The 12,495-nt window shown below is 62.4% G+C and carries 25 protein-coding genes; all 25 read left to right on the top strand.

What is annotated here, in order from left to right; all coding sequences use genetic code 11:
- The 25 genes from rplB (at position 1) to rplQ (ending at position 12,440) form a co-directional block, all read left to right on the top strand.
- A complete protein-coding gene (rplB, locus tag ACP59X_RS17245) occupies positions 1-831 on the top strand; it encodes a 50S ribosomal protein L2 (RefSeq protein WP_428560722.1) in 831 nt (276 codons plus the stop codon).
- Positions 832-843: 12 nt separating this feature from the next.
- Complete coding sequence (gene rpsS / locus ACP59X_RS17240) at positions 844-1,125, top strand: 30S ribosomal protein S19 (protein WP_005993028.1); 282 nt, start codon at positions 844-846, stop codon at positions 1,123-1,125.
- A 33-nt stretch (positions 1,126-1,158) separates the two neighbouring features.
- Positions 1,159-1,491 carry a 50S ribosomal protein L22 gene (rplV, locus tag ACP59X_RS17235; protein ID WP_300158033.1) on the top strand — a complete coding sequence of 111 codons (333 nt, stop codon included), beginning with the start codon at positions 1,159-1,161 and terminating at the stop codon, positions 1,489-1,491.
- A gap of 10 nt (positions 1,492-1,501) precedes the next feature.
- A complete protein-coding gene (gene rpsC / locus ACP59X_RS17230) occupies positions 1,502-2,143 on the top strand; it encodes a 30S ribosomal protein S3 (protein ID WP_005993030.1) in 642 nt (213 codons plus the stop codon).
- Positions 2,143-2,556, top strand: coding sequence for a 50S ribosomal protein L16 (rplP, locus tag ACP59X_RS17225; protein WP_428560719.1), 414 nt, complete (start codon positions 2,143-2,145; stop codon positions 2,554-2,556). Before rpsC ends, rplP begins: the two co-directional genes overlap by 1 nt.
- 2 nt (positions 2,557-2,558) lie before the next feature.
- Positions 2,559-2,753: a 50S ribosomal protein L29 gene (gene rpmC / locus ACP59X_RS17220; protein ID WP_428560717.1), complete on the top strand. Its 195-nt coding sequence runs from the start codon at positions 2,559-2,561 to the stop codon at positions 2,751-2,753.
- 12 nt (positions 2,754-2,765) lie between these two features.
- Positions 2,766-3,026, top strand: a complete 261-nt coding sequence (gene rpsQ, locus ACP59X_RS17215) for a 30S ribosomal protein S17 (protein ID WP_428560714.1) — start codon at positions 2,766-2,768, stop codon at positions 3,024-3,026.
- Positions 3,027-3,036: 10 nt separating this feature from the next.
- Complete coding sequence (gene rplN / locus ACP59X_RS17210; protein WP_029459050.1) at positions 3,037-3,405, top strand: 50S ribosomal protein L14; 369 nt, start codon at positions 3,037-3,039, stop codon at positions 3,403-3,405.
- Between the two features lie 28 nt (positions 3,406-3,433).
- Positions 3,434-3,757 (top strand): 50S ribosomal protein L24, encoded by a 324-nt coding sequence (gene rplX, locus ACP59X_RS17205; RefSeq protein ID WP_323428799.1) that lies wholly within the window; start codon positions 3,434-3,436, stop codon positions 3,755-3,757.
- A 17-nt stretch (positions 3,758-3,774) separates the two neighbouring features.
- A complete protein-coding gene (rplE, locus tag ACP59X_RS17200; protein WP_428560710.1) occupies positions 3,775-4,314 on the top strand; it encodes a 50S ribosomal protein L5 in 540 nt (179 codons plus the stop codon).
- Positions 4,315-4,325: 11 nt separating this feature from the next.
- Positions 4,326-4,511, top strand: a complete 186-nt coding sequence (locus tag ACP59X_RS17195) for a type Z 30S ribosomal protein S14 (protein WP_015859939.1) — start codon at positions 4,326-4,328, stop codon at positions 4,509-4,511.
- 19 nt (positions 4,512-4,530) lie between these two features.
- The gene (gene rpsH / locus ACP59X_RS17190) at positions 4,531-4,914 is read left to right on the top strand and encodes a 30S ribosomal protein S8 (protein WP_428560707.1); all 384 of its coding nucleotides are present in this window, start codon (positions 4,531-4,533) and stop codon (positions 4,912-4,914) included.
- 25 nt (positions 4,915-4,939) lie between these two features.
- Positions 4,940-5,479, top strand: a complete 540-nt coding sequence (gene rplF, locus ACP59X_RS17185; RefSeq protein ID WP_428560704.1) for a 50S ribosomal protein L6 — start codon at positions 4,940-4,942, stop codon at positions 5,477-5,479.
- 9 nt (positions 5,480-5,488) lie between these two features.
- Complete coding sequence (rplR, locus tag ACP59X_RS17180; protein WP_428560702.1) at positions 5,489-5,848, top strand: 50S ribosomal protein L18; 360 nt, start codon at positions 5,489-5,491, stop codon at positions 5,846-5,848.
- Between the two features lie 22 nt (positions 5,849-5,870).
- Positions 5,871-6,365, top strand: coding sequence for a 30S ribosomal protein S5 (rpsE, locus tag ACP59X_RS17175; RefSeq protein ID WP_428560700.1), 495 nt, complete (start codon positions 5,871-5,873; stop codon positions 6,363-6,365).
- Between the two features lie 11 nt (positions 6,366-6,376).
- Positions 6,377-6,556, top strand: a complete 180-nt coding sequence (rpmD, locus tag ACP59X_RS17170; RefSeq protein WP_428560697.1) for a 50S ribosomal protein L30 — start codon at positions 6,377-6,379, stop codon at positions 6,554-6,556.
- The gene (gene rplO, locus ACP59X_RS17165) at positions 6,553-7,032 is read left to right on the top strand and encodes a 50S ribosomal protein L15 (RefSeq protein WP_428560695.1); all 480 of its coding nucleotides are present in this window, start codon (positions 6,553-6,555) and stop codon (positions 7,030-7,032) included. Before rpmD ends, rplO begins: the two co-directional genes overlap by 4 nt.
- Positions 7,033-7,044: 12 nt before the next feature.
- Positions 7,045-8,358 carry a preprotein translocase subunit SecY gene (gene secY, locus ACP59X_RS17160; protein WP_428560692.1) on the top strand — a complete coding sequence of 438 codons (1,314 nt, stop codon included), beginning with the start codon at positions 7,045-7,047 and terminating at the stop codon, positions 8,356-8,358.
- Between the two features lie 3 nt (positions 8,359-8,361).
- Entirely contained in the window at positions 8,362-9,129 is a 768-nt protein-coding gene (gene map / locus ACP59X_RS17155) for a type I methionyl aminopeptidase (protein WP_428560690.1), read from the top strand.
- A gap of 58 nt (positions 9,130-9,187) precedes the next feature.
- Positions 9,188-9,301, top strand: coding sequence for a 50S ribosomal protein L36 (gene rpmJ, locus ACP59X_RS17150; RefSeq protein ID WP_428560688.1), 114 nt, complete (start codon positions 9,188-9,190; stop codon positions 9,299-9,301).
- Positions 9,302-9,313: 12 nt separating this feature from the next.
- Positions 9,314-9,685 (top strand): 30S ribosomal protein S13, encoded by a 372-nt coding sequence (gene rpsM, locus ACP59X_RS17145; protein WP_428560686.1) that lies wholly within the window; start codon positions 9,314-9,316, stop codon positions 9,683-9,685.
- A gap of 69 nt (positions 9,686-9,754) precedes the next feature.
- Entirely contained in the window at positions 9,755-10,141 is a 387-nt protein-coding gene (gene rpsK, locus ACP59X_RS17140; RefSeq protein ID WP_323428794.1) for a 30S ribosomal protein S11, read from the top strand.
- A gap of 196 nt (positions 10,142-10,337) precedes the next feature.
- Positions 10,338-10,964 (top strand): 30S ribosomal protein S4, encoded by a 627-nt coding sequence (rpsD, locus tag ACP59X_RS17135; RefSeq protein ID WP_428560683.1) that lies wholly within the window; start codon positions 10,338-10,340, stop codon positions 10,962-10,964.
- Positions 10,965-10,996: 32 nt separating this feature from the next.
- On the top strand, positions 10,997-12,040 hold the full coding sequence (locus ACP59X_RS17130) for a DNA-directed RNA polymerase subunit alpha (RefSeq protein WP_428560681.1): 1,044 nt from the start codon (positions 10,997-10,999) through the stop codon (positions 12,038-12,040).
- Positions 12,030-12,440 carry a 50S ribosomal protein L17 gene (gene rplQ, locus ACP59X_RS17125; protein ID WP_428560678.1) on the top strand — a complete coding sequence of 137 codons (411 nt, stop codon included), beginning with the start codon at positions 12,030-12,032 and terminating at the stop codon, positions 12,438-12,440. The genes ACP59X_RS17130 and rplQ overlap by 11 nt, the downstream gene beginning before the upstream one ends.
- Positions 12,441-12,495: the final 55 nt, after the last annotated feature.

Genomic DNA, 12,495 nt, shown 5'->3' with positions numbered 1-12,495 from the left:
ATGTCCATCCGCAAGCTCAAGCCCACGTCGGCCGGCCGCCGGTTCCAGACGGTCTCCACCTTCGAGGAGATCACCCGGACCGAGCCCGAGAAGTCCCTCGTCGAAGGGCTTCCCCGCGCTTCCGGCCGCAACTGCTATGGCCGGATCACCTCGCGGCGGCGGGGCGGCGGCAACAAGCGCCTGTACCGCATCATCGACTTCAAGCGCGACAAGTTCAACGTCCCGGCCAAGGTCTTCTCCGTGGAGTATGACCCCAACCGTAGCGCCCGAATCGCGCTTTTGCATTACGCCGATGGTGAGAAACGTTACATTCTGGCGCCGGTTGGCATTACCGTCGGCGACATGATCACCGCCGGCGAGACCGCGGACATCAAGCCCGGCAACGCCCTGCCGCTGAAAAAGATCCCGGTCGGTACCCTGCTGCACAACATCGAGCTGGCCCCGGGCAAGGGCGGCCAGATCTGCCGCGCCGCCGGGACCTACGCCCAGCTCGTGGCCAAGGAGGGCAAGTATGCCCTGCTGCGGCTGCCCTCGGGCGAGGTGCGCAACATCCTGGCGACCTGCCTGGCCACCATCGGCCAGGTCGGCAACGTGATGCACGAGAACATTTCCATCGGCAAGGCCGGCCGCAACCGTTGGCTGGGCGCGCGCCCCAAAGTCCGTGGCGTGGCCATGAACCCCGTCGACCACCCCCTCGGCGGTGGCGAGGGCAAGAGCTCCGGCGGCCGTCACCCGGTCACCCCGTGGGGCAAGCCGACCAAGGGCTACAAGACCCGCAACAAGAAAAAGCCCTCGTCCAAGCTCATCGTCAAGCGGCGCGGACAAAAGTAAGGGGAAACGCCTATGCCTCGTTCGCTGAAAAAAGGCCCGTTTGTCGACGGCCACCTGGAGAAGAAGGTCGCCTACGCCGTGGAGAACAAGGATCGTCGGGTGATCAAGACCTGGTCGCGCCGGTCCATGATCCTGCCGGAGATGGTCGGACTGACCTTTGCCGTGCACAACGGCAAGAAGTTCATTCCGGTGTTCGTTTCCGAGAACATGGTCGGCCACAAGCTTGGCGAGTTCGCGCCCACGCGGACCTTCCACGGCCATGCCGCGGACAAGAAAAGCAAAGTGAAAAAGTAGCAGCCGGGGATCGTTCCCGGCCGGGATAAAGCCATGGAAGCCAAAGCCAGAGCCAAATTCATCCGCGTGTCGCCGCAAAAGGCCCGTCTCGTCGCCGCCAATATTCTTGGCCGGCCCGTGGAAGAGGCCATGAACATACTGAAGTTCACGCCCAAAAAGTCCGCCAAGCTTATCGGCAAAGTGCTGCACTCGGCCGTGGCCAATGCCGAGCAGATTTCGGGCGTCGACATCGACAACCTCACGGTCAAGCAGGTGATCGTCAATCCGGGGCCGACCTGGAAGCGCATCATGACGCGCTCCATGGGCCGGGCCTTCCGGATCGTCAAGCGCACGAGCCATATCACCGTCGTCGTGGCCGAGAACTAGGAGCGACACAATGGGCCAGAAAGTACATCCCTACGGGTTCCGGCTCGGGTACAACAAGAATTGGCTGTCCCGCTGGTTTTCCAAGAAGGATTATCCCGCGTTCGTTTTCGAGGACAACAAGATTCGCAAGTTCGTCAAAAAGAACCTGTACCACGCCGGCATTTCCAAGATCGAGATCGAGCGCGCCGGAGGCAAGATCCGCCTGATCATCCACACCGCCCGGCCGGGCATCGTCATCGGCCGCAAGGGCACGGAGATCGAAAAGGTGCGCGGCGACCTCAAACAGCGCTTCGGCCGCGAATTCACGGTCGAGGTCAACGAGATCCGTCGTCCCGAGATCGATTCCCAGCTGGTGGCCGAGAACATCGCCCTGCAGCTGGAGCGCCGCGTGGCCTTCCGCCGGGCCATGAAGCGCACGGTCGGGCTTTCCCGTAAGTTCGGGGCCGAGGGCATCAAGGTCTCCTGCGCCGGCCGGTTGGCCGGGGCGGAAATCGCCCGCTCCGAATGGTACCGCGACGGCCGCGTGCCGCTGCAGACCCTTCGCGCCGACATCGACTACGGCTATGCCATCGCCAAGACCACCTACGGGGTCATCGGCGTGAAGGTCTGGATTTTCAAAGGCGAAATTCTGGATCATGAGGTGGAAGCGTAATGTTGGCCCCGAAAAAAACCAAATTCCGCAAGATGCAGAAGGGCCGCCTGCGCGGTCCGGCCACCCGGGGCGCCTCCATCGACTTCGGTGAGGTCGGCATCAAGGCCCTGGAGCACGGCAAGCTGTCCAGCCAGCAGATCGAGGCCGCTCGTGTCGCCATCATGCGCCACATCAAGCGCGGCGGCAAGGTCTGGATCCGCATCTTCCCGGACCGCGTCCGGACGGAAAAGCCCGCCGAAGTCCGGCAGGGCAAGGGCAAGGGCGCCCCGGTCGGCTGGTTCGCCGCCGTCAAACCCGGACGCGTCCTGTACGAGATCAAGGGCGTGGACATGGAAACGGCCAAGGAAGCCTTGACCCGCGCCATGCACAAGCTGCCGATCAAGACCAAGATCGTGGCCAAGGAGGGCGTCTAGCCATGAAGACCGCCGAACTGCGCGAGCTCGACGCCGAAGGCTTGACCAAAAAGCTTGGCGAGACCCGCGAGGAACTCTTCAAGCTGCGTTTCCAGCACGCCACGGCGCAGCTGGAAAAAACCCACCGTCTGCGTCAGGTCCGCAAGGACATCGCCCGCATCCTGACGGTGCAAAACGAAAAAAAGCGTCAAGCCTAACCGGGGTTCGCCATGGAAGAACAAAAGAGCAATCGCCGGCAGTTGACCGGCGTAGTGGTGTCGGACAAGGCCGACAAGACCATCGTGGTCATGGTCGAAACCTTGGTCAAGCACCCGCTGTATAAGAAGTACATTCGTCGCCGCAAGAAATTCATGGCCCACGATCCGCAAAACGACTGCGGTCTCGGCGATACGGTCAGCATCATCGAGCACCGTCCGCTGTCCGCCCGCAAGCGCTGGCACCTCGTGAAAATCATGGAAAAAGCGGTCTAGGAGCGACGTCATGATCCAGGTAGAAACCCAGCTCGACGTGGCGGACAATTCCGGCGCGAAGAAGGTCAGCTGCATCAAGGTGCTCGGCGGTTCCCGCCGTCGCTATGCCTCGGTGGGCGACATCATCGTCGTGTCCGTCAAGGACGCCCTGCCCAATTCCAAGGTGAAAAAGGGCGCGGTCATGAAGGCCGTGGTGGTGCGCACCAAAAAGGAAGTCGGCCGTCCCGACGGCTCCTACATCAAGTTCGACTCCAATTCGGCCGTGCTGCTGTCCGCCCAGCTCGAACCCGTCGGCACCCGTATCTTCGGACCGGTCGCCCGCGAGCTGCGCCAGAAAAACTTCATGAAGATCGTGTCCCTGGCCCCCGAGGTCCTGTAGGGCGATCGGCCGCGACATCGAGGAAGCCATGAAAACGTATCGGATCCGCAAGAACGACAAGGTGATGGTCACCGCCGGCAAGGACAAGGGCAAGGTGGGCAAGGTGCTCAAGATCCTGCCCAAGAAAAACGCCGTGCTGGTGGAAAAGGTGAACTTGGTCAAGCGCCACACCAAGGCCAATCCCTACGCCAAGATCCCTGGCGGCATCGTCGAGAAGGAAGCGCCGTTGGACATCTCCAACGTTTCGCTTTTGTGCGACGCCTGCGCCAAGCCGACCAAAGTCGGCTACAAGGAAACCGGTGACGGCAAGAAGGTGCGCTTCTGCAAGAAGTGCAACCACGAAATCGCGTGAGGAGAAAAGGAAACGGTATGACCCGCCTGGAACAAATCTATGCCGAGAAGGTAGCCCCGGAACTGAGGAAAGCGTTCGGGTACACCTCCAGCATGCAAATCCCCCGGCTTTCCTTCATTTCGCTCAACATGGGCTTGGGCGAGGCGAGCAACAACAATAAGCTCATCGAGGAAGCCGTGGTCGAGCTGACCGCCATCTCCGGACAGAAGGCCGTGATCACGCGCGCCCGCAAGTCCATCGCGGCGTTCAAGCTCCGGGAGGGCATGCCGGTGGGTTGCCGTGTCACGCTGCGCCACACCCGGATGTGGGACTTCCTCGACAAACTGATGAATTTCGCCCTGCCTCGGGTTCGCGACTTTCGCGGCGTGCCTGATCGCGGGTTCGACGGCCGCGGCAATTTCACCCTCGGCGTCCGGGAGCACACGATTTTCCCGGAAATCAACGTGGACCGCGTCGAACACGTCAAGGGCATGAACGTCACCATCGTCACCACGGCTCGTTCCGACAAAGAAGGCAAGATGTTCCTCGACCTTCTCGGCATGCCGTTTAAAAAGTAAGGAGAACGGTCGTGGCCCGCAAATCGTTGATGGTGAAAGCCAGCCGCAAGCCCAAGTTTTCCACCAGAGCCTATAACCGCTGTCCCATCTGCGGTCGTCCCAGGGCGTATCTGCGCAAATTCGGCGTCTGCCGTATTTGCTTCCGTAACATGTCGCTGACCGGCGAGATGCCCGGCGTGCGCAAGTCGAGCTGGTAGCTTTAAGGAGCAGGAAACCATGTCGGTGACCGACCCCATTTCCGATATGCTGACCCGCATCCGCAACGCCCACCGGGCCTTGCACGCGGATCTGGCCATCCCGGCCTCGAAACTCAAGGCCTCCATCGCCGCCATTCTCAAAGAGGAAGGCTACATCGCGGATTATTCCGTGGCCGAAGCCGCCCTCTCCATTACCCTGAAGTACCAGGGCGGCAAGCCGATCATTTCCGGGCTCAAGCGTGTCAGCAAGCCCGGCCGGCGCATTTACGTTGGCTCCGGTGCCATCCCCAAGGTCCAAAACGGCCTGGGCATCAGCATCCTGTCCACTTCGCGGGGCATCCTCGAAGGCGGCAAGGCCCGGGAGCTTGGCGTCGGCGGCGAGCTTTTGTGCGAAATCTGGTAGTAAGACACGTCGCGGAGAAGATGTCATGTCCAGGATAGGCAAACGTGAAATCGAGCTTCCCTCCGGCGTGTCCGTCGAGGTGGCTCCCGAGGCGGTGACGGTCGTGGGCCCCAAGGGCCAACTGTCCACGCCCACCCATCCCAAGATCGTCTACGCGGTCGAGGGCAACCTGGTTCGGGTCAGCCGCGTGGACGACACGCGCATCGCCCGGGCCCAGCACGGCCTGCGCCGCACCCTTCTGGCCAACTTGGTCGAGGGCGTGAGCAAGGGCTTCACCAAGACGCTGGAAGTCATCGGCGTGGGCTACAAGGTCTCCGCTGCCCCGGGCTCGGTGACCCTGGCTGTGGGCTACTCCCACCCGGTGGACTTCAAGCTGCCGGACGGCATCGAGGCCAAGGTCGAGGGCAACAAGCTCACGCTCTCCGGCATCGACAAGGCGCTTGTGGGCGAGACCGCTGCCCGCATCCGCCGTGTCCGGCCGCCCGAGCCGTTCAAGGGCAAGGGCATCAAGTACGATACCGAAACCATTCGTCGCAAGGCCGGTAAGTCCGGCGGCAAGAAATAGGACCGCATCATGAAGATGACCAAGACCCTGGCGCGCGCGCGCCGGAAAGTCCGCATCCGCAAGAAGCTTGCCGGTACCGCCGAGCGGCCCCGCCTGGTGGTGTTCCGGTCCAACCGGCACATCTATGCCCAGGTGATCGACGATCTCTCGGGCCAGACCTTGGTGTCCTCCTCCAGCCTGACCCTCGGGAAGGCCGGCGAGCCGCTTAAGGCCGACAAGGAAGCCGCCGCCAAGGTGGGCAAGGACCTGGCCCAAAAGGCCCTGGAACGCAATATCGAAGCCGTGGTGTTCGACCGCAACGGCTACATCTATCACGGCCGGATCAAAGCCCTGGCCGACGGAGCGCGGGATGGCGGCCTCAAATTCTAATAAGCGCGTCAAGGAAGATGGCATGGACCAGCAGTCCGACCTGGGACAGATCGAAAAGATCGTCTACCTCAACCGCGTGGCCAAGGTCGTCAAGGGCGGCCGGCGCTTCAGCTTCTCCGCCCTGGTCGTGGTCGGCGACGGCAAGGGCTCCGTGGGCTACGGCCTGGGCAAGGCCAACGAGGTCCCGGAGGCCATCCGCAAGGCCACCGAGCAGGCGCGCAAGGGCATGATCCGCATTCCGCTGCTCGACGGCACGCTGCCCTACGAGGTCCTGGGCCAGTTCGGCGCCGGCCGCGTCATGCTCAAGCCCGCCTCCAAGGGGACCGGCATCATCGCCGGCGGCCCGGTCCGGGCCATCATGGAAGCCTGCGGCGTCCACGACATCCTGACCAAGGCCATCGGCACCAACAACCCGCACAACGTCCTGCGCGCCACCATGGAAGGCCTGGCGTCCCTGCGTAGCGCCGATACCGTCGGCGCCATGCGCGGCAAGGCCCTGGCCACCCCGCGCAAATAAGGAATACCGCCATGGCGAGCATTACCGTGACCCTGGTGAGGAGCCGTTTCGGCAATACGCCCAAGCAGTGCGCCACCCTGGCTGCCCTGGGACTGAAAAAAATCCGCCAGGCGCGCACCTTCGAGAAGACCGACACCGTTGTCGGCATGATCGCGAAGGTCCAGCACCTTGTTGAGGTGACCGAGTCATGAAGCTGCACGAACTCTATCCCTTCCCCGAGGAGCGCAAGAGCCGCAAGCGCCTCGGCCGCGGCCGGGCCACCGGTCAGGGCTGCACCGCCGGCAAGGGCAACAAGGGCCAGAACGCCCGCTCCGGCGTGTCCGAGCGCCCCTGGTTCGAGGGCGGCCAGATGCCCCTGGCCCGCCGCCTGCCCAAGCGCGGGTTCAAGAACTTCGACTTCAAGGTCGTCTACCAGCCGATCAACATCGAGCGGCTGCTGGCCGCCTTCGAGGGCCAGGATTCCATCAGCCTGGACGACATCTATGCCCGTGGCCTGGCCTTGCCCGGCCAGCCGGTCAAGATCCTGAGCATGGGTGATATTGCCAACGCCATCACCGTTGAGGCCCACCGCTTCAGCGCCAAGGCGGCCGAAAAGATCACCAGCGCCGGCGGCAAGGTCGTGACCCTCGGGGTCGCCACCGAAGAAGCCGAAACCCCTAGCGAATAAACGGAAGTTGCCGTGGCCCTCACTGGAGTCGAAAATCTGGCCCGTCTGCCGGAGCTGAAAAAAAAGCTCCTCTGGACCTTCGTTTTGGTGGCCGTCTACCGCATCGGCGTGCACGTCCCCGTGCCCGGCGTGGATTCGGCCGCCCTGGCGGATTTTTTCGAAAGCGCCAAAAACACCCTGTTCGGCCTGTTCGACATGTTCTCCGGCGGAGGGCTGCGCAACCTGTCCATCTTCGCCCTGGGAATCATGCCCTACATCTCCGCCTCCATCATCATCCAGCTGCTGACCGTGGTCAGCCCCGAGCTGGCCAAGATGCAGAAGGAGGAGGGCGCGGCCGGACGCAAGAAGATCACCCAGTACACCCGCTACGGCACGGTGCTCATCACGCTGATCCAGGGCTTCGGCATCGCCGTGGGCCTGGAGAGCATGGCCAGCCCCACGGGCGCGCCGGTGGTGCTGGCGGCCGGCTGGGGCTTCCGGCTCATGACCATCGTGACGCTCACCGCCGGCACCGTCTTTTTGATGTGGCTCGGCGAGCAGATGACCGAAAAGGGCATCGGCAACGGCATTTCGATGATCATCTATGCCGGTATCGTGGCCGGGCTGCCCCGGGCGGTGCTGTCCACCCTCGACCTCATCAAGGCCGGCGAGCTGTCGCTGTTCGTACTGCTGCTCATCGTGGCCCTGATGCTGGCCGTGCTGGTGGCCATCGTCTTCATGGAACGCGGCCAGCGGCGCATTCCCATCCAGTACGCCAAGCGTATGGTCGGGCGCAAAATGTACGGCGGCCAGACGACCCACCTGCCCCTTCGGGTCAACACCGCCGGCGTCATTCCGCCCATCTTCGCCTCGTCCATCCTGCTGTTCCCGGCGACGTTGGGCGAATTCTCCAGCGTACCCTGGCTCAAGACGTTTGCCGGCTATTTCAGCCCGCAGACCATGACCTACAACGTCATCTTCGTAGCCCTGATCGTCTTCTTCTGCTACTTCTACACGGCCATCATCTTCGATCCGGCCGATATCGCCGAGAACATCCGCAAGCAGGGCGGGTTCATCCCCGGCATACGGCCCGGTGCCAAAACCAAGGAATACATCGACAAGGTTCTGGCCCGCATCACCTTGTGGGGGTCGATGTACATCTCCGTCGTCTGCGTGCTGCCCATGGTGCTGATCCAGCAATTCAACGTGCCGTTCTACTTCGGTGGCACCTCGTTGTTGATTGTCGTCGGCGTGGCCATGGACTTCATGTCGCAGATCGAGTCCTATCTGATCTCCCGCCAGTATGAAGGCCTCATGCAGAAGGGGAGAATCAAGGGCAGGCAGTAGACATTGAAAAAGGTCAGGGGGATCTTCCTCAAAAACGACCTCGAAATCGCTTCCATGCGCCAGGCCTGCCGTATCGTGGCCATCATCCTGGGCGAGTTGCGGGAAGCGGTGCGGCCGGGTGTCAAAACCATGCTCTTTGAGGAAATCGCGCGCAAACGCTGCGACGATTTCAAGGTGAAACCGGCCTTCCTCGGCATGTACGGCTTTCCGTTTGCCCTGTGTTGTTCGGTCAACGAAGAGGTCGTGCACGGGTTCCCGTCGGATCGGGTGCTGGTCCCGGGCGACCTGGTCAGCTTCGACATGGGTGTGGTCTACGACGGCTTTTACGGGGACGCGGCCACCACCGCCGTGGTGGGGGAGCCAGACGAAGCCCGGGCCAAGTTGTTGGACGTGACCCGGGAATCCCTGGCCCAGGGCATCGAGCAGGCCGTGGCCGGAAATGATTTGTATGATATTTCGCGGGCCGTGCAGAAATATGTTGAAGGGCATGGCCTGAGTGTTGTAAGACGGTTTGTTGGTCACGGCATAGGGCGTAAGCTCCACGAAAAGCCCGAAATCCCGAATTTCGAGCCCAAGGGTGCCCCCCGCGTCCCGCTCATGCCCGGGATGGTGCTGGCCATCGAACCCATGGTGACGGCCGGTGGGCCCGATGTCGAAGTCCTTTCCGACAACTGGACCGCCGTGACCAAGGACCGCAGCCTGTCCGCCCATTTCGAGCATACGGTGGCTGTGACCAGAAACGGTCCTCGGATTTTAAGCCTGCCCGATTGATGCGACCGATACCGCACGCGGCATCGGTTGTTTTCGTCGCCAGGAGACGGAGAGCGACATGAAAGTGAAACCCTCGGTGAAAAAACTTTGTCCCAAGTGCAAAATCATCCGTCGCCACGGCATCGTGCGGGTGATCTGCGACAACCCCCGGCACAAGCAGCGTCAGGGATAACGGAGGAACGTCGTGGCCAGAATCGCGGGAGTCGACCTGCCCAAAAACAAGCGGATGGATATTGCGCTGACCTACATCTACGGCATCGGCCGGACCACGGCCCGCAGCATCCTCGAGGCCTCGGGTGTGGATTGGACCAAAAATTCCGATACCCTCACCCCTGAGGAAACCAACACCATCCGCAAGGAAATCGAGGCCAACCACAAGGTCGAGGGCGATTTGCGGCGTGATGTCACCGCCAGCATCAAGCGCCTCATGGATATCGGCTGCTATCGCGGCCTGCGCCATCGCCGGGGCCTGCCCTGCCGGGGCCAGCGCACCCACACCAATTCGCGCACCCGCAAGGGCCCGCGTCGTGGTGTGATGGCCAAGAAAAAGAAGTAGCCTTCCCCATTTTTGGGTCAGCCTGATACAACATGGTAAAACGCCCCGTCGGGGCTTTCGGAGTACGTGATGGCGAAACCGCGCCGCACCGGCAAAAAGGAACGCAAGAACATTCCCGTGGGCGTGGCCCACATTCAGGCCTCGTTTAACAATACCATCGTGACCTTCACCGACCAGAAGGGCAACGTGGTCAGCTGGGCCACTTCCGGCGGCGCTGGTTTCAAGGGGTCGCGCAAGTCCACCCCCTTCGCCGCCCAGGTCGCGGCCGAAAACGCCGCGAGAAAGGCCCAGGAAAACGGCATGCGCACCGTCGGCATTCTGGTCAAGGGGCCGGGCTCCGGCCGTGAGGCAGCCATGCGCGCCATCCACAACGCCGGCTTCAAGGTCAGCTACATTCGCGATATCACCCCCATCCCCCACAACGGTTGCCGTCCGCCCAAACGGCGCCGGGTCTGATCGGGTCGGGGAATCGTCGGCGCCCTTGCGCGCCGACCTGGAGACAGTCATAAGGCCAGGCCCTTTTGGGGGCCTGGATCGATTTTCGGATCGCCGCGGGGGCGCACGTCGCCCGATAGGCCGAAACGGACAACCAGCGGGAAACAGTGCGCCGGCAGCTTGCCGCCACGGCCCGCGGCACTGAGGAGGAACGACCTTGGCACGTTATACTGAAGCGAAATGCCGGATTTGCCGCCGGGAAGGGGCCAAGCTGTTTTTGAAGGGCGACCGTTGCTACACCGACAAGTGCGCCTACGAACGCCGCCCCTACGCGCCCGGCCAGCACGGCCGCATCCGCAAAAAGATGAGCGACTACGCCATCCAGCTTCGCGAGAAGCAGAAGACCCGCCGCATGTACGGCATCCTGGAAGAGCAGTTCCGCGCCTACTTCCAGCGCGCCGACCAGAAAAAGGGCGTCACCGGCGAAAACCTGCTGACGTCCCTCGAACGCCGCCTGGACAACGTGGTCTACCGCCTGGGTTTCGCCAATTCGCGCAACCAGGCCCGCCAGCTCGTCCGGCACGGCATTTTCACCTTAAATGGCCGTCGCGTGAACGTCCCCTCCATCGAAGTCAAGGTCGGGGATGTCGTCGAAGTGCGCGAGCGCAACCGCCAGTCCCCCATCATCCTGGAAGCCCAGCAGGTCATCGCCCGCCGTGGCTGCCCGGCCTGGCTGGAAGTGGACGGCGAGAAGCTCAAGGGCAAGGTCAACGCGCTGCCCACCCGCGAGGACGTGCAGTTCCCGATCAACGAGCAGCTCATCGTCGAGCTCTACTCCAAGTAATCGGCAAAGTACGCTTTGCATAAGGTGACGCCATGTTGATTCGTAACGGCCAAAGGCTCATCAACTCCCGGAACTGGACCGAGCTGGTCAAGCCGGAAAAGCTCGAGCGCGACCCGTCCTCGACCGACACCGTCGGCCGGTTCGTGTGCGAGCCCTTGGAGCGCGGCTTCGGCACCACGCTCGGCAACGCCCTGCGCCGGGTCCTGCTGTCCTCGCTGCAGGGCGCGGCCATCGTCGCCGCCCGCATCGAGGGCGTGCAGCACGAGTTCTCCACCATCCCGGGGGTCATCGAGGATGTGACCGAGATCATCCTCAACCTCAAGCAGGTTCGCCTGGCCATGACTACCGAGGACTCCCAGCGGTTGACGCTTTTCGCCAACCAGAAGGGCGAAGTCCTGGCCAGTGCCATCCAGGGCAACCAGAACGTCACCGTCTTAAGCGAAGATGTGCTGATCGCCACCCTGTCCGAGGACCGGGAGCTGCGCATCGAGCTCGAGGTGCGCATGGGCAAGGGCTACGTGCCGGCGGACATGCACGAGGGCCTGGACGCCGAAATCGGCCTGATCCTGCTCGACGCCAGCTTCTCGCCGGTCAAGAAGGTGGCCTACACCATCGAGCAGGCCCGTGTCGGCCAGATGACCAACTACGACAAGCTCGTCCTCGACGTCGCCACCGACGGCTCCATCAGCCCCGAGGACGCCATCTCCTACAGCGCCAAGATCCTCAAGGACCAGCTGACGGTTTTCATCAATTTCGACGAGAAGGAATCCGAGGCCGACAAGGCGCGGCGCCGCGACGACATCGAACTCAATCCGAGCCTTTTCAAGAGCATCGACGAGCTTGAGCTTTCCGTGCGCGCCACCAACTGCCTCAAGTCCGCCAACATCCAGACCGTTGGCGAACTGATGCAGAAAACCGAAAACGAGATGCTCAAGACCAAGAACTTCGGCAAGAAATCCCTCGAGGAGATCCGCCGCGTCCTTGAGGACATGGGACTCGAATTCGGCATGCGTATCGAGAACTTCGAACAAAAATACCAGGAATGGCTGAAGAGGAAGCAGGTCGATGAGACATAGCAAATCCGGACGCAAGCTTGGCAGGACCGCCTCCCATCGGAAGGCCATGCTGCGCAATATGGCGCGCTCGCTTTTCATCCACGAGCGCATTCGCACCACCGAACACAAGGCCAAGGAGCTGCGCGGCGTTGTGGAGCATCTGGTGACCCTGGCCCAGACCGACAGCGTCCACGCCCGTCGCCTGGTCTACAAGGTCCTGGAAAACCACCAGCTGGTGGCTAGGCTCTTCAACGAGATCGCCCCCCGTTTCAAGGGCCAGCCCGGCGGCTACACCCGGGTGGTCAAGATGGGGCTGCCCCGGGCCGGCGACTGCGCCGCCATGGCGGTTATCGAGCTGACCAAGCAGGCCGGTGAAACCGTCGCGCCCGCCGCCAAGCCGGAACCGGAAGCCGCGGAATAAGTGACAAGGCAGGACTGCGGTCCTGCCTTTTTTTGCCCTTTGCTATAGTTTTTTT

Origin of the sequence: Solidesulfovibrio sp. DCME (assembly GCF_049995385.1) — a bacterium.
In the GTDB taxonomy this organism is placed as follows: domain Bacteria; phylum Desulfobacterota; class Desulfovibrionia; order Desulfovibrionales; family Desulfovibrionaceae; genus Solidesulfovibrio.
Note: the sequence above shows the minus strand (reverse complement) of the source record. Positions and strands in the feature narration are given on the sequence as shown.

What these genes read in the sequence shown, in the direction of transcription:
- rplP (WP_428560719.1), top strand. Translation starts at nt 2,143, where the DNA reads ATGTTGGCCCCGAAAAAAACCAAATTCCGCAAGATGCAGAAGGGCCGC.
- rplR (WP_428560702.1), top strand. Translation starts at nt 5,489, where the DNA reads ATGAAGATGACCAAGACCCTGGCGCGCGCGCGCCGGAAAGTCCGCATC.
- rplX (WP_323428799.1), top strand. Translation starts at nt 3,434, where the DNA reads ATGAAAACGTATCGGATCCGCAAGAACGACAAGGTGATGGTCACCGCC.
- rpsS (WP_005993028.1), top strand. Translation starts at nt 844, where the DNA reads ATGCCTCGTTCGCTGAAAAAAGGCCCGTTTGTCGACGGCCACCTGGAG.
- rpsH (WP_428560707.1), top strand. Translation starts at nt 4,531, where the DNA reads ATGTCGGTGACCGACCCCATTTCCGATATGCTGACCCGCATCCGCAAC.
- rplV (WP_300158033.1), top strand. Translation starts at nt 1,159, where the DNA reads ATGGAAGCCAAAGCCAGAGCCAAATTCATCCGCGTGTCGCCGCAAAAG.
- rpsQ (WP_428560714.1), top strand. Translation starts at nt 2,766, where the DNA reads ATGGAAGAACAAAAGAGCAATCGCCGGCAGTTGACCGGCGTAGTGGTG.
- rpmD (WP_428560697.1), top strand. Translation starts at nt 6,377, where the DNA reads ATGGCGAGCATTACCGTGACCCTGGTGAGGAGCCGTTTCGGCAATACG.
- rpsC (WP_005993030.1), top strand. Translation starts at nt 1,502, where the DNA reads ATGGGCCAGAAAGTACATCCCTACGGGTTCCGGCTCGGGTACAACAAG.
- rplB (WP_428560722.1), top strand. Translation starts at nt 1, where the DNA reads ATGTCCATCCGCAAGCTCAAGCCCACGTCGGCCGGCCGCCGGTTCCAG.
- rpmC (WP_428560717.1), top strand. Translation starts at nt 2,559, where the DNA reads ATGAAGACCGCCGAACTGCGCGAGCTCGACGCCGAAGGCTTGACCAAA.
- rpmJ (WP_428560688.1), top strand. Translation starts at nt 9,188, where the DNA reads ATGAAAGTGAAACCCTCGGTGAAAAAACTTTGTCCCAAGTGCAAAATC.
- rplQ (WP_428560678.1), top strand. Translation starts at nt 12,030, where the DNA reads ATGAGACATAGCAAATCCGGACGCAAGCTTGGCAGGACCGCCTCCCAT.
- rplN (WP_029459050.1), top strand. Translation starts at nt 3,037, where the DNA reads ATGATCCAGGTAGAAACCCAGCTCGACGTGGCGGACAATTCCGGCGCG.
- rplF (WP_428560704.1), top strand. Translation starts at nt 4,940, where the DNA reads ATGTCCAGGATAGGCAAACGTGAAATCGAGCTTCCCTCCGGCGTGTCC.
- ACP59X_RS17130 (WP_428560681.1), top strand. Translation starts at nt 10,997, where the DNA reads ATGTTGATTCGTAACGGCCAAAGGCTCATCAACTCCCGGAACTGGACC.
- rplE (WP_428560710.1), top strand. Translation starts at nt 3,775, where the DNA reads ATGACCCGCCTGGAACAAATCTATGCCGAGAAGGTAGCCCCGGAACTG.
- rpsK (WP_323428794.1), top strand. Translation starts at nt 9,755, where the DNA reads ATGGCGAAACCGCGCCGCACCGGCAAAAAGGAACGCAAGAACATTCCC.
- rpsE (WP_428560700.1), top strand. Translation starts at nt 5,871, where the DNA reads ATGGACCAGCAGTCCGACCTGGGACAGATCGAAAAGATCGTCTACCTC.
- rplO (WP_428560695.1), top strand. Translation starts at nt 6,553, where the DNA reads ATGAAGCTGCACGAACTCTATCCCTTCCCCGAGGAGCGCAAGAGCCGC.